The sequence below is a fragment of the Streptomyces shenzhenensis genome, assembly GCF_003688995.1.
Lineage (GTDB): Bacteria > Actinomycetota > Actinomycetes > Streptomycetales > Streptomycetaceae > Streptomyces > Streptomyces shenzhenensis_A.
In genome coordinates this window covers 68,033-86,551 of record NZ_PENI01000032.1, presented here as the reverse complement: position 1 = coordinate 86,551, position 18,519 = coordinate 68,033, and the positions used below count along the sequence as shown (strand labels likewise).

Below are 18,519 nucleotides of genomic sequence, written 5' to 3'. Positions count from 1 at the left end.
TGAGAGGCAACTGCCGTGCGCATCACCGGATTCAGCACGCACGTGGTCGGGACGCCGTGGCGCAATCTGACCTACGTCCAGGTGCACACCGACGAAGGGATCACGGGAGTCGGCGAGACCCGGATGCTCGGTCACACCGACGCGCTGATCGGCTATCTGCGCGAGGCCGAGACCAACCACATTCTCGGCTCGGACCCGTTCGCCGTCGAGGACCTTGTGCGCCGAATGAAGTACGGCGACTTCGGCCGGGCCGGCGAGATCGTCATGTCCGGGATCGCGGTGATCGAGATGGCCTGCTGGGACATCAAGGGCAAGGCGCTCGGCGTCCCCGTGTGGCAGTTGCTCGGCGGCAAGGTGACCGACCGGGTCAAGGCGTACGCCAACGGCTGGTACACCACCGAACGCACACCGGAGGCCTACCACAAGGCCGCGCAGGAGGTCATGGCGCGCGGCTACCGGGCCCTGAAGATCGACCCGTTCGGCACCGGCCACTTCGAACTCGACCACGCGCAGACCCGTTACGCCGTCTCCCTCATCGAGGCCGTGCGCGACGCCATCGGCCCGGAGACCGAGCTGATGCTGGAGATGCACGGCCGCTTCTCCCCCGCCACCGCGGTCCGCCTGGCCAGGGAGCTGGCCCCGTTCAAGCCGGCCTGGCTGGAGGAACCGGTGCCGCCGGAGAACCTGAAGGCGCTGCGGAAGGTGGCCGAAAAGGTGGACCTGCCGGTCGCCACCGGTGAGCGGATCCACGACCGGATCGAGTTCCACGAGCTGTTCGAGAGCCAGGCCGCCGACATCATCCAGCCGGACGTCGGCCACCTCGGCGGCATCTGGGAGACCCGCAAGCTCGCCGCGACCGCCGAGACCCACTACGTCCTCGTCGCCCCGCACAACGTGGGCGGCCCGGTGCTGACCGCGGCAAGCCTCCAAGTCGGCTTCACCACCCCGAACTTCAAGATCCTGGAGCACTTCAACGACTTCGCCGACGCGGAGATCAAGAAGGTGGTCAAGGGCGCGCCCGAGGTCGTCGACGGCTACTTCCAGCTGTCCGACGCACCCGGTCTCGGCGTGGAGCTGGATGTCGACGCGGCGGCCGAGTTCCCGCAGCAGCAGGCCCGGTTCGACCTGTGGGCCGAGGGCTGGGAGCAGCGCAAGCCGAAGGGCACGAAGTGAGTTCCCAGGTCGTCGTCGAGGCGCCGGGCACGCACCGGGTCGCGGAGCACACGCCGCGCGAGCCCGGGCCAGGCGAGGCGCTGGTCGCCGTGCACGCGGTGGGCATCTGCGGCAGCGACCGCGAGGTGTACCAGGGCAACCGGCCCGAGGGGTACGTCCGTTACCCGCTGACTCCCGGTCACGAGTGGTCCGGGACCGTGCGGGCGGTGGGCGCCGGGGTGCCCGCGGCACTGGCCGGCCGCAAGGTCGTCGGCGAGGGCTTCCGCAACTGCCAGGTGTGCGACCGCTGCCACGCGGGCGAGACCACCCTGTGCACCGCGGGCTACGAGGAGACCGGCTTCACCCAGCCGGGCGCCATGGCGGCCACCCTCACCCTGCCGGCCCGGCTGCTGCACGTCCTGCCGGACGCGGCCGACCTGACCGCGGCGGCGCTCCTGGAGCCGGCCGCCTGTATCGCGGCCGCCGCGCTCAAGGGCGGCGCCCGGCCGGGCGAGCGGGTCGCGGTGGTCGGCACGGGGACGCTCGGGATGTTCGCCGTGCAGTTCCTGCGGGCCGTCTCGCCGGCGGAGCTGCTGGTGGTCGGCACGAGGCCGGACCGGGAGCCGCTGGCACGGCAGTTCGGCGCCACCGGCTTCCGGACGAGGCACGAGCCGCTCCCCGACGACTTCGACGTCGTCGTGGAGACCGCCGGGTCCGCGTCCGCCGCGCGCACCGCCGCCGCGCTGCTCAGACGCGGCGGACGGCTGGTCCTGACCGGCATCCCGGCGCCGGGCGCCGCCGGCCTCGACCCGACCGACCTGGTGGTGCGGCAGCTGGAGGTGCACACCGTCTTCGGGGCGCCGCCGGACGCCTGGGCACACACGGTGCGGATGTTCGGGGCCGGGCTGCTCGACCCGTTGCCGTTGGTCACGCACGAGCTGCCGCTGACCGGTTTTCCGCAGGCCATCGAGCTGGTGGGGGCCGGCGATCCGAAGGTCGGCAAGGTGCTGCTCCGCCCCTAGCCGTACGCCGGTCCCGGCGTGACCAGACGGCGCCGGGGCCGGCGTACCCCCGGCCTCTCGCCCCGGCCCTTCCCGCACCCTGAGCCGCGAACTTTGTCCGGCCCATCGAACTCTAAGGACAGCTTGTGACCGACGCTTCCGCCACGGCAGCCCGCAGGCCCGGTGAGCAGGCGCTCACCGCGCTCGGCCTGGGCGCGCCCGCCCTCAACCCCGCCGACGCCTCCGCCCACCGCTTCCCGGAGGGCGGCAGCTGGCGCACCGAGATCCCCTCGTGCGAGGGTCCCGAGGCGCTGGCGGTCGTCCTCAAGGAGTCCTCGCGGCTCGACGTACCGATCCACCGCATCAGCCAGGGCAGCGGCGTGTGGATGCTGACCGACGCCGAGATCACCGAGATGGTCGAGGCGACCGCCGAACGCGACATCGAACTCTGTCTGTTCACCGGCCCGCGCGGCACCTGGGACATCGGCGGCTCGGTGCGCTCCGACTCGCGGGGCGCGGGGCTGCGCGCCCGCGGCCACGACGCGGTCGCCGGCTGTGTCGAGGATGCCGTCCGGGCGACCGAACTGGGCGTCAAGTGCCTGCTGGTCGCCGACGAGGGCGTGCTGTGGACGCTGCACCGGGCACGCAGCGCCGGGATCATCCCCGCCGACACGACGCTCAAGGTGTCCGCGCTCGTCGGTCCGGTGAACCCGGCGTCGTACGCGGTCTTCGAGCGGCTGGGCGCCGACTCGGTCAACGTGCCCAGCGATCTGACGCTCGATCACCTCACCGAGATCCGCCGGGTGTCCGCCGCGCCCATGGACCTGTACATCGAGGCGCCCGACGACCTCGGCGGCTATGTGCGGATGTACGAGGTCGCCGAGCTGATCCGGCGCGGCGCACCGATCTATCTGAAGTTCGGCCTGTCCAAGGCCCCCGGCATCTACCCGTGGGGCACCCATCTGCGGGACGTGACCCTGGACACCGCCCGGGAGCGGGTGCGGCGCGGCCGGCTCGCCCTCGATCTGCTCGCCCGGCACGGCGCGGACGGCGACATGGCTCCGCTCGGCTCCCGGTTGCCGGGTCTTCTTCAGCGGTTCCCCACCGAGGGTTCCACCGGATGACCGATGGAGGCTGCGGGCCGTCCGTGGCTGGTCGCGCCGTTCCCCGCGCCCCTTTGGGGCGCCCTTCACCGACCCCGCTTGAAATATCTCAACGACGAGAAGAACAGGGACCGATCATCATGCGCACTCGTAGAAGCGCCCTCACCCTCATCGCCGGCGCCGCGTCCCTCGCCCTCGCCCTGTCCGCCTGCGGGCAGAACAGCGAGGGCGGCAGCAAGGAGGACAAGGGCAGCACCAAGGGCGGCACCATCGGCATCGCCATGCCCACCAAGTCCTCCGAACGCTGGATCGCGGACGGCAACAACGTTGTCAAGAACCTCAAGGCCAAGGGCTACCAGACCAAGCTGGTCTTCGGCGAGGACGACCCCGATCAGCAGGTCGCGCAGATCGAGAACCTGATCACGCAGGGCGTCAAGGGCCTGATCATCGCCGCCATCGACAACAAGTCGCTGAACAACGTGCTCCAGCAGGCCGCGGACGCCAAGATCCCGGTCATCTCCTACGACCGGCTGATCCTCGGCACGCAGAACGTCGACTACTACGCGTCCTTCGACAACACCAAGGTCGGCGAGCTCCAGGCCGGGTTCATCGTGGACAGGCTCGGGCTGAAGGACGGCAAGGGCCCGTTCAACATCGAGCTGTTCGCCGGGTCCAACGACGACAACAACACCAAGTACTTCTTCAACGGCGCGATGAGCGTGCTCCAGCCGTACATCGACAGCAAGAAGCTCGTCGTCAAGTCCGGCCAGACCAAGCTCACCCAGGTGACCACGCTGCGCTGGGACGGCACCACCGCGCAGAAGCGCATGGAGGACGTCCTCACCTCCTCGTACAAGAGCGGCCGGGTCGACGCGGTGCTCTCGCCCTACGACGGCATCTCCATCGGCATCATCTCCGCGCTGAAGTCGGACGGTTACGGCTCCTCCGGCAAGCCGCTGCCGGTCGTCACCGGCCAGGACGCCGAGCTGGCGTCGGTGAAGTCGATCATCGCGGGCGAGCAGACGCAGACCGTCTACAAGGACCTCCGGCAGCTCGCCAAGGTCGCCACGACCATGGTCGACGACGTGCTGAACGGCAAGAAGCCCGAGGTCAACGACACCAAGACGTACGACAACGGCTCCAAGGTCGTGCCCGCCTACCTGCTGCAGCCGGTGAGCGTCGACAAGTCCAACTACACGAAGGAACTCGTCGACACCGGCTACTACACGGCAGGCGAACTCAAGTAGTCCCCAAATCGGTTCACCCACGGATTGAAAGGGCACGACCATGGCGGGACCCGTCCTGGAAATGCGCTCGATCGTCAAGACCTTTCCCGGCGTCACAGCGCTGTCGGACGTCACGCTGACCGTCCGCCAGGGCGAGGTCCACGCCATCTGCGGTGAGAACGGCGCCGGGAAGTCCACCTTGATGAAGGTGCTCTCCGGCGTCCATCCGCACGGCAGTTACGAGGGCGAGATCCTCTTCGAGGGCGACGTGTGCGCCTTCAGGGACATCAGGGCCAGCGAGCAGCGCGGCATCGTGATCATCCATCAGGAGCTGGCGCTGGTGCCGTTCCTGTCCCTCGCCGAGAACATCTTCCTCGGCAACGAACACGCCTCGCGCGGGTTCATCAACTGGCGGGACACCCTGCGGCACGCCACCGAGGTGCTGCGCCGGGTGGGCCTGACCGACCACCCCGAGACCCGGATCTCCGACATCGGCGTGGGCAAGCAGCAGCTCGTGGAGATCGCCAAGGCGCTCTCGAAGAAGGTGAAGCTGCTCATCCTGGACGAGCCGACGGCGGCGCTGAACGACGAGGACAGCGGCAAACTCCTGGATCTCATCCTGGAGTTGAAGAACCAGGGCATCACCTCGATCATCATCTCGCACAAGCTCAACGAGATCCGCCGGGTCGCCGACTCGGTGACGATCCTGCGCGACGGCCGGTCCATCGAGACCCTCGATGTGAAGGCGCCGGAGACCACCGAGGACCGGATCATCTCCGGCATGGTCGGCCGCGACCTCGACCACCGCTTCCCCGACCGCACCCCGCACGCGGCCGAACCGGACGCGGCACCGGCGCTGGAGATCCGCAACTGGACCGTGCGCCACCCGATCGACCAGCAGCGCAAGGTGGTCGACGACGTGTCGATCCATGTGCGGCGCGGGGAGATCGTCGGCATCGCCGGCCTGATGGGCGCGGGCCGTACCGAGCTGGCGATGAGCGTCTTCGGGCGCACCTACGGCCGGCACGCGGGCGGCACGGTCCTCAAGGACGGCGAGGAGATCCGCACCAGGACGGTCGCCGAGGCGGTGCGGCACGGCATCGCCTACGTCACCGAGGACCGTAAGCACTACGGCCTCAACCTCATGGACACCATCAACCGGAACATCTCGCTGACCGCGCTGCACAAGGTCGCGCGGCGGGGCGTGGTCGACGAGCACGAGGAGCGGCAGGTCGCCGAGGGCTTCCGCACCTCCATGAACATCAAGGCGCCGACCGTCTTCGAACCGGTCGGCAAGCTGTCCGGCGGCAATCAGCAGAAGGTCGTCCTCAGCAAGTGGATCTTCGCGGGTCCGGACGTGCTGATCCTGGACGAGCCCACGCGCGGCATCGACGTGGGCGCCAAGTACGAGATCTACACGGTCATCGACCGGCTCGCCGCCGAGGGCAAGGCGGTCGTCTTCATCTCCTCCGAGCTGCCCGAACTGCTGGGCATGTGCGACCGCATCTACACCATGGCCGCCGGGCGGCTCACCGGTGAGGTGCCGCGGGCCGAGGCCACGCAGGAAGTGCTGATGCGCCGGATGACGAAGGACACACAGGACAAAGAGGTAACCCGATGAGCACGGATGTGACCGACAAGCTCCCGGCCTCGGCACCGCCCGGCAAGGGCGGGGGCCGGGCCGCCGAGGGCGGCCTGCTCCAGCTGATGCTGAACGGCCTGCGCCGCAACATGCGGCAGTACGGCATGCTGATCGCGCTCGGCCTGATCGTGGTCCTGTTCCAGGTGTGGACCGGCGGCGACCTGCTGCTGCCGCGCAACGTCTCCAACCTGGTGCTGCAGAACAGCTACATCCTGATCCTCGCCATCGGCATGATGCTGGTGATCATCGCGGGTCATATCGACCTGTCGGTCGGCTCGCTGACCGCGTTCGTGGGCGCGTTCGCGGCCGTGCTCACCGTGCAGCACGGCCTGGCCTGGCCCGTCGCCCTGGTGCTGTGCCTGCTGGTGGGCGCGGTGGCCGGTTCGGTCCAGGGCTTCCTGATCGCGTATCTCGGCATCCCGTCGTTCATCGTGACGCTGGCGGGCATGCTGCTCTTCCGCGGTCTGACGGAGATCTTCCTGAAGGGCCAGACCCTCGGCCCGTTCCCGAACGGCCTGCAGAAGCTCGGCAACGGGTTCCTGCCGGAGACCGGCCCGAACACCAACTACCACAACCTCACCCTGCTGCTGGGCCTCGCGCTGCTGGCCTTCGTGGTCTACCAGGAGGTCCGGGACCGCAAGCGCCAGCAGGAGTTCTCGCTGGACGTGCTGCCGCGCAACGCGTTCCTGCTGAAGCTGGTCGCGATCGCCGCGGCGATCCTCGCGGTCACCATGCTGCTGGCCAGCTACAAGGGCGCCCCGATCATCCTGATCGTCCTCGGCGTGCTGGTCGTGGGCTACGGCTATGTGATGCGCAACGCCGTCTTCGGCCGCCATATCTACGCGATCGGCGGCAACCTGCCGGCGGCAAAGCTGTCCGGCGTCAAGGACAAGAAGGTCACCTTCTACGTCTTCCTGAACATGGGCGTGCTCGCCGCCCTGGCGGGCCTGGTGGTCGCCGCCCGGCTGAACGCGGCCTCGCCGAAGGCCGGCCTGAACTTCGAACTGGAGGCCATCGCCTCGTCGTTCATCGGCGGCGCGTCGATGAGCGGCGGCGTCGGCACCGTGCTCGGCGCGATCATCGGCGGCCTCGTCCTCGGCGTGCTGAACAACGGCATGAACCTCCTGAGCGTCGGCACCGACTGGCAACAGGTCATCAAGGGCCTCGCCCTGCTCGCGGCGGTCGGCTTCGACGTATGGAACAAACGCAAGTCCGGTTCGTAAGGCAGCCCGGGCCCCGTCCACTGCGGATGGGGCCCTCAACTTGCAGGAGCCGCAGACATGGATATGAGCAGACGTAGCGTCATCGCGGGGGCCACCGCGGTGGGGGTCGCCGCGGCCACCGCGGGCACGGCCAGGGCCGCGTCCCGGCAGCCGGTCAGGGAACTGTTCGGCACGCTCGCCGACGGCACCAAGGTGCACCGCTGGTCGCTGGAGAACGGCGGGACCCGGCTGAAGGTCCTCTCCTACGGCGGCATCGTCCAGTCCCTGGAGATCCCGGACCGCCACGGCCGTCACGCCAACGTCTCACTGGGCTACGACAACCTCGCGGCCTACGTCGCCGGGACGACGTTCTTCGGCGCGACCATCGGACGCTACGGCAACCGCATCGCCAAGGGCCGCTTCACCCTGGACGGCCGGACCCACCAACTGTCCGTCAACGACGGCGAGAACAGCCTGCACGGCGGCGCCCGCGGCTTCGACACCAGGGTGTGGGACGTGGAGGGCTTCACCGCCGGCCCCGACGTGGGTCTGCACCTGTACCACACGAGCGTCGACGGCGAGATGGGCTACCCGGGCACCCTGCGCGCGAAGGTCACCTTCACCCTGACCCGGCACGGCGACTGGCGCATCGACTACGAGGCGACGACCGACCGGCCGACGGTGGTCAACCTCACCAACCACACGTACTACAACCTCGCGGGCGAGGGCAGCGGCGGCATCCACGACCACGAGCTCACGCTGCGCGCGGCCCGCTACACCCCCACCGACGCGGGCCTGATCCCCACCGGCGAACTGGCCCGGGTCGCGGGCACCCCGTTCGACTTCCGCCGGGCCAAGGCCGTCGGCCGCGACATCCGGGCCGGCCACCCGCAGCTGGTCACCGCCAAGGGCTTTGACCACAACTTCGTCCTCGACAAGGGCGTGACCGCGCGCCCCGAGCACATCGCGACCCTGCGCGACCCGCGGTCCGGCCGCACCCTGAAGATCGCCACCGACCAGCCGGGCGTGCAGTTCTACTCGGGCAACTTCCTCGACGGCTCCCTGGTCGGCAGCTCCGGCCGCACCTACCGGCAGGGCGACGGACTGTGCCTGGAGACCCAGCACTTCCCCGACTCGCCCAACCAGCCGTCGTTCCCGTCGACCGTGCTGCGCCCCGGGCAGACCTACCGGACGACGACGATCCACTCCTTCGGAGTGTGAGCCCGCGCATCCGGAGCGTCACGAGGACACATTTCTTTCACATGCGTTGAACAGCGCCACCGCCGTCTCCGTATCGAAGGGTGGCCCGCGCTCCCCCGCGCGGGCCACCCACAGACGACGGGCCCGAACGTCCCCGCGGGCTCGCCTCATACGGAGGTTCCATGGCCGACAACGTCACCTCGTTGTTCCGCAGTACAGCGGCACACAGCCCGTCGATGGCGGCGCTGACACGGGAGGGCGGCGACGGAGCCGGGCCGGTGGACTTCTGTATCCCCTGCAACCCCTACTTCCCCACTCCGGCGATGTTCGAGGAACTGGCGGGCCGGCTGCGGGACATCATCACGTACTACCCGAGCAGCGCCGACACCATCACGGCCGAGCTGTGCAACCTCCTCCAACTGCCGCCGCAGTGCGTGGCGATGGGCAACGGCTCCACGGAACTCATCACCTGGATCGACCATCTGCTGGTCCGTGAGTCGCTGGCCATCCCGGTCCCCACCTTCGGCCGCTGGACCGACCAGCCGATGGAGACCGGCAAGCGGGTCGACATGTTTCCGCTCCAGGAGTCCGGCGGCTTCACCCTGGACCTCGCGCAGTACGCGGAGTTCATCCGGGCGCGCGGCACCCGGGTCGCGGTCATCTGCAACCCCAACAACCCCGACGGCGGCTTTCTGCACCGCAGCACGCTCGTGCAGTTCATGGACGCCATGGCCGACCTGGACCTGGTGGTGATCGACGAGTCGTTCCTCGAGTTCGCCGACGCCGAGGCCGAACCGAGTGTCGTCCAGGAGGCGATGCTGCGCCCCAACGTGGTGGTGCTGCGCAGCCTCGGCAAGAACTTCGGGCTGCACGGCATCCGCTTCGGCTATCTGGTCGCGAACCCGGCGCTCGCGGGCCGGATCCGCTCGATGCTGCCGAAGTGGAACCTCAACTCCTTCGCGGAGCACGTGGTGTTCATGCTGAAGGAGCACGGCGCCGAGTACGCGCAGAGCCTGCACCAGGTGCGCCGGGACCGGCTGGAGATGGCGAGCGCACTCTCCGCCCTGCCCGGTCTCACCGTCTATCCCTCCCAGGGCAACTTCCTGTTCGTGCGCCTGCCGGTGGGTGCCGAGGGCACCGTGGTCCGGGACCGGATGCTCACCGAGCACCGGATCCTGGTCCGTGAGTGCGGCAACAAGATCGGTTCGTCCAGCCGCTTCCTGCGGCTCGTGGTGCGCCCCCAGGTGGACGTGCGTCGCCTGGTGTCCGGCCTGGAGTCGGTGCTCTACGGGTCCGGGAGGGGAGCCGCCGTGCCCGAGCTGGGCACCGGGACCAGCTACAGCTCGGGCACGGCGGCGGTGGACCGGCTGATGAGCGAGACCAACGGGGCCGGACTGAACGGGCTCGCGGCCCAGGCGCTCGGCGCCGGCGCCGCCCCGGTTCCGGCCGCCGCCCTGGCCGCCGGCATCGGCATGCCGCTCCCCGCCGCCGGACTGCCGGCCGGCGTCGGGATGCCGATGCCGGCTGTGGCCCAGGCGGTACCGCAGCAGCCCGTACCCGTCCCGGTACCGGCCATGGCACCGCCCCAGATGCTCCCCCCGCAACCGCCCCCAGTCCCGATCGCCGCCCCCGCACCCGCCCCGGTCGCCGCCCCGGCCCCGGTCCCCGCACCCGTACCGGTCCCCGCGCCGGCCGCCGTGGCGACCGGTCCGACCCCGCCCGGGGTCCCCGCGCGCGGCGGCCTGACCGCGGCGCAGGTCCGCGGCATGACCACCCCGCCCACCAACCCGCCCCTCACCACGGCCCCCGCCACCGGCTGGCCCAACGCCCAGAGCTGGCCGAGCCCGGCAGGCATGGGCCAGACGGGCTGAGCAAAATCCGCTGCGGTTCGGCAGCGCCCCAAAGGGGCGCGGGGCTATATCGATATGCGGCTCCGCCGCGCGGGCCCGACCAGCCACGATGGCGCCGCGGACGACCGACGGCACATCGCGGCATGTCCGGCGGAGCGCTCAGCCCCAGTCAGCACACTCGCGCCTGCCCCGTGACGCCACGCACGCCCCCGTCTCGCGGCTCCGCCCGGCCAAGGGGACCCCACGACGTCACAGGGCCCGCCCCGGGTGAGCGACGGGAGTTCCACGTCAGGGCCTGGGCAGGGGGCAAACGCCCAGGTCGCCGCGGCCCGCCCGGGGGCAGCCGTGCCGAACCCCCGGACGGGACAGGTCACGGGTTCTCCCAGGCCGCCGGGTCGGCTGCCAGGTGGCTCACCGGGGGTGGCAGCCGGGCCGCGGCGAGGTCGGCCAGGGTGACCCCCTCCAGGATCTTGCGGACGTTCGCGCGCAGTGCGATCCACAGCGGCAGCAGGGGCTCGGCGGTGCCCGTGTAGGTGAGGCTCGACGGGCGTTCGCCCCGTACCGAGACGATCGGGCCGTCCACGGCCCGGATGACGTCCGCGACCGTGATCTCCGCGGCCGGCCCGGCCAGCCGGTATCCGCCGCCCCCGCCCCGCCGGCTGGCCACGATCCCGGCGCGCCTCAGGTCGCCCAGGATGCCCTCCAGGAACTTATGGGGGATGCCCTGTACAGAGGCGATTTCCTCTGCCTTCACCGGGCCGTTACCCTGCCGTACGGCCAACTCCAGCACCGCCCGTACCGCGTAGTCCGCCCGTGCCGAGATCCTCATGGGTCCATTGTGGGGCGTTCCGCCGTGGAGAATGGCCGGACCGCGCCCCGTAAGATCGCCCGGGAGGGACCCCTTGGCGCTCAGCAGACGTACGTTCAGTGCCCTCGCGGGCTCCGCCGCGCTCGGCTTCGCCCTGGGCGGCAGCGGCGACCCGGGGGCGCCTTCGGCGTACGCTGCGCGCAGTGTGCCGACCGGTCCCGCACCGGCCCCGCCGAGCGCCGACCGGCGCCGCCACACCATCGGCTACGACCGCCACTCCCTGCTCGTGGACGGCAGGCGGCTCGTGGTGTGGTCCGGCGAGATGCACCCCTTCCGGCTGCCGAGCCCGTCCCTGTGGCGCGACGTCCTGCAGAAGATGCGGGCGCACGGCTACAACACGGTCAGCGTCCACGTCGCCTGGAACTACCACTCGGCCGCCCCCGGACACCACGACTTCAGCGGCGTCCGCGATCTGGACCTGTTCCTGCGCACGGCCGCGGAGACCGGGCTGTACGTCATCCTGCGCCCCGGCCCGTACATCGGCGCCGAGGTCGACGCCGGCGGCTTCCCCGGCTGGCTCACGGTCACCGAGGGAACCGCGCGGACCGCCGATCCCACCTATCTCGGGCACGTCGACGAGTGGCTCACAGCGGTGAACCGGATCGCCCGCCGGCACCAGTTCACCGACGGCGGCGGCACGATCCTGCTGTACCAGATCGAGAACGAGTACGACCCCCACGTGGACCGGCCGACCGGGCGCGCCTACATGTCCCACCTGTACCGGAAGGTGCGCGCGGACGGCATCGACGTACCGCTCTTCCACAACGACAAGGGAGCGAACGGCCACTGGGTCCCGGGGTCGTTCGACACCGGCGGCGACAAGGGCGGCTGGCTGTACGGCTTCGACGGGTATCCCGAGCCGTCCCAAACCCCGCCGGACCGGGGTCGCTTCGGCACCGGCGGGCCGACGGGGGGCGCGAGCGCGAGCCCGCGCACGCCGGGTTTCGCGGCGGAGTTCGGCGGCGGCAGGTCCGACCCCTGGGGCGGGGCCGCCTTCGACGGCAAGGGGTACGCCGAGGCGCGGCGCACCCGGGACGCGGCCTACGAGCGCCGCTTCCACCTCACCGACCTGGCCAACGGCCTGACCCTGCACAACGTCTACATGACCGTCGGCGGCACCTCCTGGGGCTGGCTGCCCGCGCCGGCCGTCTACACGTCGTACGACTACGGCGCGGCCGTCGACGAGGCCCGCAACGTCACCTCCAAGATCGCCCCGATGCACCAGCTGGGCCATCTCCTGCAACGGGTGCCGGACTTCGCCCGGCTGGACCGGGCGGCGGACGTCACGGCGCACGGTCTCACCGTCTACCACCTCACCAACCCGGACACCGGGGCCCATGTGTACGTGGCGCGCAACGACGGCACCGAGGAGGTCACCTCGACCGTGCCGACCGCCGCGGGCGGCCTGGAGGTCACCGTCCCGGCCCGCGACGCCCGGCTGCTGACCACCGGACTCTCCCTCGGCAGGCGGACCTTGCGGTCCTGCACCGCCCAGCCCATGTTCCGGCTCACCGCCGGCCGCCAGGACATCGCGCTGTTCACCGGGGTGCGCGGCGAGATGGCCCGCCTGGTGCTGGACTGCCCGAGCGAGCCCCTCGTCAACCGCCTGGACCCGGACGGCGCCTGGGTGTACAACCAGGGCGCCCTGCATGTGTCCGTGCCGCTCGGCGAGGGCGGGCTCACCCGGGTACTGGTCGAGCACGGCGAGAGCGAGACGCCGCTGCTGCTCCTGTTCGCCGACGAGGCGACCGCCGTACGCCTGTGGCCGTACGACACCCCGTCCGGGACGGTGCTGGTGTACGGCCCGGCGCTGCTGCGCGAGGCCGTCCTCGACGGCTCCACGGTGCGGCTGACCGGCGACACGATCCACGAGACCGGCCTGGAGGTGTGGGGGCCGCGCGGGATCGACACCGTGGAGTGGAACGGGCGCCCGGTGGCCACGCGCGTCACCGCGGCCGGCAGCCTGACGACGAAGGCGCTGCTCCCGGGGGTGCCGGCCGTCACGCTGCCCCGGCTGGGCGGCTGGCGCCGCAAGGCGGAGAACCCCGAGTCCGCGCCGGGCTTCGACGACTCGACGTGGCAGGTCGCCGACAAGCGGACGTCGTACAGCACCACACCGGTGCCGGAGGGCGGGCCGGTCCTGTTCGCCGACGACTACGGCTTCCACTACGGCGACGTCTGGTACCGGGGACACCTCACCGACGTGGCCGGGCTGAAGTCCGTGTCCCTCGGCTACAGCACCGGCACCCAGGGCCTGCTCATGGCCTGGCTGGACGGCGAGCCGCTGGGCGTGCACCGGATGCCGGTGCCCGACGACGGCACGGCCGGCCGGGGGACCTGGACGGACACGGCGGTGCTCGCCCTGTCCGAGCTGCCGCAAAAACGCCGTGAGCGGCTGCGCCGGAAGCTGACGGCACCGGGCGGGCACGTGCTGTCCGTGCTGGTCCGGCGCATGCAGCACGACCAGGACGGCCGGGCCCAGGACACGCACAAGGCGGCGCGCGGGCTGACCGGGGCCGCCTTCAAGGGGGCCACGCCGAAGGTCCGGTGGCGCATCCAGGGCGCGCTCGCGCCCGATCCGGCGCGCGGGCCGATGAACAACGGCGGGCTGTACGGGGAGCGGGAGGGCTGGCACCTGCCGGGGTCCGCGGACGACGGCTGGCAGCCCGTCGCGCTGCCGCACACCGGCCGGGGGCAGGGCGTGGCCTGGTACCGGAGCACGTTCCGGCTGACGGTGCCCGGCGGCATCGACGCCTCGGTCGGGCTGGTCCTGGACGACGACCCGGCCCGCGCCTACCGCGTACAGATCTTCCTGAACGGCTGGAACCTGGGCCAGTACATCAACGACGTGGGCCCGCAGCACACGTTCGTGCTGCCGAACGGCATCCTGAACACGCGTGGCACCAACACCCTGGCGCTGGCCGTGCTGTCCGACGGCAGCACGGAGTCGGGTCCTGGCGAGGTGCGGCTGACGCTGCTGGGGAGCGCGGCCGGCGGGGTGCCGGTGACGCAGGTGGCCTCCCCCGGCCGTTGAGGCAGGCTCAGGCGAGCCGGATCACGTTCCAGGACAGCGGTTCCAGGACGGCGCCGAGCCGGCCGTCGCCGAGGGCGGTGCCCGTGACCCGGTGCGGGGTGACGCGTTCGGGGTCGCCGAGGGTGTTGCGGGCGTCGGGGTCGGCGTCGGCGAGGGCGCTGTGCTCGACGACCCGGGTCAGGCCGAGGCCGTTCAGGGTGACGTCGAGCGGGAGCGGCCGGGCGCGGTCGCGGTTGACCGCGAAGACGGTGACCGCGCCGTCCTCGGCGCGTACCGCGGTGGCGTGCAGCAGGTCCGTCTCGCCGTACGCGGCCGTCTCGTGGGTGGGCGAGTCGACGCGGACGTCCAGGACCTGGCCGCGGCCGTACCGGGCGGCCTGCGCGAACGGGTGGAACGTCGTCTGCCGCCAGGCCGGTCCGCCCGGCTCGGTCATGAGGTCGGTGCCCTGCCCTTCCACACTCGCCGTCCGCCGTCCCGGCAGTCGCCGGCGACCGTAAATTCAAAACACCCACACGTCAATGCCCCACGCCACACCACGACCACGATCCGGACACCCACCGGACGCGCCAGCGCGACCGCACAACACAGCAGCGCCCTCGCACTGGATGCACACGGGCCAACACCGTCATGCACCGGACACCCACCGGCGCCGCGCGCCAGGCGATACCCCAACCGGACGCGGCAGCGTGACCGCGCAACACAGCAGCGCCCTCGAGCCGACACCGTCACGCGGCGCGCACCCACCGGAGTCACGTCGAAGCATGCCCCAGGGCCCCCGGCAGATTGAGTGAGGGTACTTCGGGAGCGGTTGAGGCCGGTCCCCTTTCGCTTCGTGACGGATTCGGCGATCGTTTCTGGTTGAACCATGCTCGTCGGCGCACCTGTCGCGAACACGTCCAGGCGCGTAGTGTCGGACGAGCCGCCGTCCGGCGGGGCGAAGGGGGAGGCGATGGACATCGCGGGCGCGCGGCAGCGGGCGGCCCGGATCGCCACGAGGCTGCGCAGCCTTCGGCCCGGCTCGGCCGAGCGCACGCTCGCCGCCGGTCTGGCCCGAGCGGTGCGCGCCAGGCCCCGTCCCCCCGCCGACATCGGCGAGTTGTGCCGGGCCCTGTGCGAGGAGATGACCGCACGCCGCGGCGGCCGCCCCGTCGAGCTGCGCTTCGAGCGGTTCCCCGACGAGATCGAAGTCACCGGTCTGTGCGTGGAGTTCGCCGACTTCGACCTGGTCATCGTCGAGGAGCGCGCCGAAGCGGTCCAGCAACTCGTCATACTCGGCCATGAGTTGTGGCATCTGCACGCCGGACACCGGCACGACCGGCTGCCCGGCACCCAAGCGGCCCGCGCCCTCGCCGAGACGCCCGGCCTGCGCGACGCGGCCCTGACGGTGGCCGCGCGCAACGGCTCCCGGGAGGCCGACGAGGCCGAGGCCGACGACTTCGGACACCGCCTGGCCGCCCTGTGCCGCCCTTGCGTCACCGAGGCCGGCCCTCCCCCCGACCCGCTTCAGCGGTCCCTGGGCTACCGCGGGCGCCGCGGAGCCCCCCGGTGAACCCGCTGGCGCTGAACCCCTCGGGACTCCTCAACGAGTTCTACATCTCCTTCTGGATCCCCACCGCGGTGCTGACCGCCGCGCTCCTGATCAAGCTGCCCACGATCATCCGGCTGTGGCGGGACCCGCTGCTGCGCGCGGTCGGCGGTCTGCTGCTTCTTGCCTGCGCGGTGTTCGTGTTCGTGACACCGTCCACGATCGCCTGGACCAACCGGGTCACCGGCGTGCCGAACATCTCGGCGCCCTGGTGCTATTCGCTGCTCACCGCGTTCTGCGGCTCCTGCCTGCTGCTGATCATCGCCTGGCGCAACGGCCTGTCGGAACGCTCGGCCGCCACCCGCCGCGCGATGCGCTGGGTGATCTGCGCCTACTCCGGGGTGATCGTGGCCCTGTGGGTGCTGTTCGCGCTCGCCGACGCGCCCCTGGAGCGGCTGCGGGACCTGGACACGTACTACGCCACCACCCCGTTCATGCGCGAGGAGATCCTGCTCTACCTGCTCGCGCACAGCGTGGCCTGCCTGATCACATCCAGGCTGATCTGGAACTGGGTGCGCACCGAGCGCCTGGACGCCTGGCTGCGCTGGGGACTGAAGCTGCTGGGCGCCGGCTACGTACTGAACCTGATCTTCGACGCGTCCAAGCTGACCGCCGTCGCGGCCCGCTGGTTCGGCGGCGACCTGGACTGGCTGAGCACCGACCTGGCACCGCCGGTCGCCGCCCTGTCCGCCATCCTGATCGCGGTCGGATTCATCCTGCCGCACGCCGGCCAGTACCTGCACGACCGGTGGCGGGTCCGGCTCGCCCACCACGAACTGCGCCCGCTGTACCTGCTGATGCGGACCGTCAGCGGCGACGGCGTGCGCTTCCTGCTGCGCGCCACGCCCGAACTGCGGCTGATCCGCCGGGAGACCTTCATCCGGGACGTGCTGCTGCAACTGGCCCGGCGCATCGATGTGGACCTGGCCACGCGGGCGTACGGCGCCGCTCTGGAGCTGGGCAACCCGCCGGCCCGGGCGAGGGCGCTGGCCTCGGCGGTGAGCATCCTGGACGCCGTGGCACGCGGTCGTACGCCCGAGCCGTACGACACGGCCCCCGGGCCCGACACCACCGATCTGCTCCAGGAGATCGCGGCCGTCTCGCGGGCCCTGCGCCACCCCGACGAGATCGAGGCGGTGCACGCGCGTGCCGCCGTCCCGGCAGCAGAGAGCGTTCCCGCACATGAGTGAGCGCAGCGGCGTCGCCGTCGTCCTCGGCGGCTCTCTCGCGGGCCTGCTCGCCGCCCGTGCGCTGACCTCGTTCGTCGACCGGGTCGTGGTGGTCGAGCGGGACGCGCTGCCCGCCGGGCCCGAACCGCGCGCGGGGCTGCCGCAGGCCCGGCACGTGCACCAGCTGTGGTCGGGCGGGGCCCGGGCGCTGGAGCGGCTGGTGCCGGGCGTCACCGAACGGCTGCGGGCGGCCGGGGTGACCCGGCTGCCGGTGACCACGGACATGGTCGTACTGTCGCCGCACGGCTGGTTCCGGCGCTGGAACGAGTCGGCGTTCCTGCTGCCCGCCAGCCGGGACCTGCTGGACTGGGTGGTGCGCACGCAGATCCTCGCCGACCCGCGGATCCAACTGGTCGAACGGGCCGAGGCGCTGGGGCCGGTGGGCACGGACGCGGCCGTCACCGGAGTGCGGATCCGGGACCGGGACGGAGCCGAGCGCACCCTGCCGGCCGGCCTCGTCGTCGACGCCACCGGACGCGGGTCCCGAGCCCCGCAGTGGCTGACCTCGCTCGGACTGCCCGCACCCGAGCGGCGCGAGGTCAACCCCGGCCTGGCGTACGCGACCCGGCTGTTCCGGGCGCCGGAACCGGCCCGGAACGGGTTCCCGCTCGTCAATGTGCAGGCGGATCCGCGGGACCGGCGGCCCGGGCGGGGCGGTGTCCTGATGCCGGTCGAGCACGGCAGATGGATGGTCACCCTGCACGGCTCCCGCGGCCATGAACCGACCGCCGACGCCGCCGACTTCCTCCGGTACGCCCGGGAGGAGCTGCGGCACCCGCTCATCGCCGAGCTGCTGGCACGGGCCGAACCGCTCGGCGAGGAGGTCGCGTTCACCAGGACCACGGCCAACCGCCGGCACTTCTTCGAGCGGATGCCGATGTGGCCGGAGAACTTCGTGGTGCTCGGCGACGCGGTGTGCGCGCTCAACCCCGTGTACGGGCACGGCATGTCGGTGGCGGCCCAAGGGGCGCTCGCCCTGCAGGAGGTGATGTCCCGTCAGGGCCCTGGCGCACCCGGACTCGCCCGGCGGATCCAGCAGGCGGTGAGCCGGCCGGTGCGGGCGGCCTGGGACCTGTCGACCGGCGCGGACGTCTTCTACCCGGGGGCGACCGAGACCGGGCCGACGCTGCGGGAGCGGATCACTGCGGCCTACGTGGGACGGCTGCTGCACACCGCGACCGGCAACGGGCGCATCGCGCGGCGGGTGACGGACGTGACCTCGCTGGAGCGTGGGTCGGGGGTGCTGTTGGCGCCCAGCGTGGTGGTCGCGGCGATGGTGGGTCCTCTCAAACCGGCGTTGGGCGGGCCCCCGCTGACCGCGGAGGAGCTGAAGGCAGCGGGGCTCGGCTGAGGGCTCCGCCGGGGGGCGTCGTCTGTCGTCTGCGGGTTCGTTGTGGCTTGTCGCGCAGTTCCCCGCGCCCCTTTCG

Annotated in this window: 13 protein-coding genes and 1 pseudogene; 12 read left to right on the top strand and 2 right to left on the bottom strand. The window is 71.5% G+C overall.

Annotation, left to right across the window (positions count from 1 at the left end; translation table 11 throughout):
- Window positions 1-15: 15 nt before the first annotated feature.
- From CTZ28_RS35845 to CTZ28_RS35810, 8 genes are all read left to right on the top strand, one after another.
- A complete protein-coding gene (locus CTZ28_RS35845; RefSeq protein WP_121893912.1) occupies window positions 16-1,173 on the top strand; it encodes a mandelate racemase/muconate lactonizing enzyme family protein in 1,158 nt (385 codons plus the stop codon).
- Complete coding sequence (locus CTZ28_RS35840; RefSeq protein WP_121893911.1) at window positions 1,170-2,174, top strand: zinc-dependent alcohol dehydrogenase; 1,005 nt, start codon at window positions 1,170-1,172, stop codon at window positions 2,172-2,174. Before CTZ28_RS35845 ends, CTZ28_RS35840 begins: the two co-directional genes overlap by 4 nt.
- Before the next feature lie 125 nt (window positions 2,175-2,299).
- Window positions 2,300-3,277 (top strand): hypothetical protein, encoded by a 978-nt coding sequence (locus tag CTZ28_RS35835; RefSeq protein WP_121893910.1) that lies wholly within the window; start codon window positions 2,300-2,302, stop codon window positions 3,275-3,277.
- Between the two features lie 119 nt (window positions 3,278-3,396).
- Window positions 3,397-4,503: a multiple monosaccharide ABC transporter substrate-binding protein gene (chvE, locus tag CTZ28_RS35830; protein ID WP_121893909.1), complete on the top strand. Its 1,107-nt coding sequence runs from the start codon at window positions 3,397-3,399 to the stop codon at window positions 4,501-4,503.
- Window positions 4,504-4,543: 40 nt separating this feature from the next.
- Entirely contained in the window at window positions 4,544-6,103 is a 1,560-nt protein-coding gene (gene mmsA, locus CTZ28_RS35825; RefSeq protein ID WP_121893908.1) for a multiple monosaccharide ABC transporter ATP-binding protein, read from the top strand.
- On the top strand, window positions 6,100-7,347 hold the full coding sequence (gene mmsB, locus CTZ28_RS35820) for a multiple monosaccharide ABC transporter permease (RefSeq protein ID WP_121893907.1): 1,248 nt from the start codon (window positions 6,100-6,102) through the stop codon (window positions 7,345-7,347). The genes mmsA and mmsB overlap by 4 nt, the downstream gene beginning before the upstream one ends.
- Window positions 7,348-7,404: 57 nt before the next feature.
- Entirely contained in the window at window positions 7,405-8,547 is a 1,143-nt protein-coding gene (locus tag CTZ28_RS35815; protein ID WP_121893906.1) for an aldose epimerase family protein, read from the top strand.
- 161 nt (window positions 8,548-8,708) lie between these two features.
- The gene (locus tag CTZ28_RS35810) at window positions 8,709-10,397 is read left to right on the top strand and encodes a pyridoxal phosphate-dependent aminotransferase (RefSeq protein WP_121893905.1); all 1,689 of its coding nucleotides are present in this window, start codon (window positions 8,709-8,711) and stop codon (window positions 10,395-10,397) included.
- Between the two features lie 349 nt (window positions 10,398-10,746).
- Here CTZ28_RS35810 and CTZ28_RS35805 read toward each other — a convergent pair whose 3' ends face one another.
- Window positions 10,747-11,205: an RrF2 family transcriptional regulator gene (locus CTZ28_RS35805; protein ID WP_121893904.1), complete on the bottom strand. Its 459-nt coding sequence runs from the start codon at window positions 11,203-11,205 to the stop codon at window positions 10,747-10,749.
- Window positions 11,206-11,278: 73 nt separating this feature from the next.
- Between CTZ28_RS35805 and CTZ28_RS35800 the strand changes: the two genes are divergently transcribed.
- Window positions 11,279-14,278: a glycoside hydrolase family 35 protein gene (locus CTZ28_RS35800; RefSeq protein ID WP_121893903.1), complete on the top strand. Its 3,000-nt coding sequence runs from the start codon at window positions 11,279-11,281 to the stop codon at window positions 14,276-14,278.
- 7 nt (window positions 14,279-14,285) lie between these two features.
- On the opposite strand, the pseudogene CTZ28_RS35795 reads toward CTZ28_RS35800, so the two are convergent.
- Window positions 14,286-14,714 (bottom strand): annotated as a pseudogene (locus tag CTZ28_RS35795) (alpha-L-arabinofuranosidase C-terminal domain-containing protein); the annotation flags it as partial.
- 513 nt (window positions 14,715-15,227) lie between these two features.
- On the opposite strand from CTZ28_RS35795, the gene CTZ28_RS35790 reads away from it, so the two are divergent.
- From CTZ28_RS35790 to CTZ28_RS35780, 3 genes are read left to right on the top strand one after another with little or no spacing between them, the layout of a single operon-like run.
- Window positions 15,228-15,827, top strand: a complete 600-nt coding sequence (locus CTZ28_RS35790; protein WP_121893948.1) for a toxin-antitoxin system, toxin component family protein — start codon at window positions 15,228-15,230, stop codon at window positions 15,825-15,827.
- Window positions 15,824-17,053, top strand: a complete 1,230-nt coding sequence (locus CTZ28_RS35785; RefSeq protein WP_121893902.1) for an MAB_1171c family putative transporter — start codon at window positions 15,824-15,826, stop codon at window positions 17,051-17,053. The genes CTZ28_RS35790 and CTZ28_RS35785 overlap by 4 nt, the downstream gene beginning before the upstream one ends.
- Window positions 17,046-18,443: an FAD-dependent oxidoreductase gene (locus tag CTZ28_RS35780; protein WP_183154760.1), complete on the top strand. Its 1,398-nt coding sequence runs from the start codon at window positions 17,046-17,048 to the stop codon at window positions 18,441-18,443. The genes CTZ28_RS35785 and CTZ28_RS35780 overlap by 8 nt, the downstream gene beginning before the upstream one ends.
- Window positions 18,444-18,519: the final 76 nt, after the last annotated feature.

Excerpts from the sequence above, each read along its gene's own strand:
- chvE (WP_121893909.1), top strand. The coding sequence starts at position 3,397 with ATGCGCACTCGTAGAAGCGCCCTCACCCTCATCGCCGGCGCCGCGTCC.
- mmsA (WP_121893908.1), top strand. The coding sequence starts at position 4,544 with ATGGCGGGACCCGTCCTGGAAATGCGCTCGATCGTCAAGACCTTTCCC.
- mmsB (WP_121893907.1), top strand. The coding sequence starts at position 6,100 with ATGAGCACGGATGTGACCGACAAGCTCCCGGCCTCGGCACCGCCCGGC.
- CTZ28_RS35815 (WP_121893906.1), top strand. The coding sequence starts at position 7,405 with ATGGATATGAGCAGACGTAGCGTCATCGCGGGGGCCACCGCGGTGGGG.
- CTZ28_RS35810 (WP_121893905.1), top strand. The coding sequence starts at position 8,709 with ATGGCCGACAACGTCACCTCGTTGTTCCGCAGTACAGCGGCACACAGC.
- CTZ28_RS35805 (WP_121893904.1), bottom strand. The coding sequence starts at position 11,205 with ATGAGGATCTCGGCACGGGCGGACTACGCGGTACGGGCGGTGCTGGAG.
- CTZ28_RS35790 (WP_121893948.1), top strand. The coding sequence starts at position 15,228 with ATGGACATCGCGGGCGCGCGGCAGCGGGCGGCCCGGATCGCCACGAGG.
- CTZ28_RS35780 (WP_183154760.1), top strand. The coding sequence starts at position 17,046 with ATGAGTGAGCGCAGCGGCGTCGCCGTCGTCCTCGGCGGCTCTCTCGCG.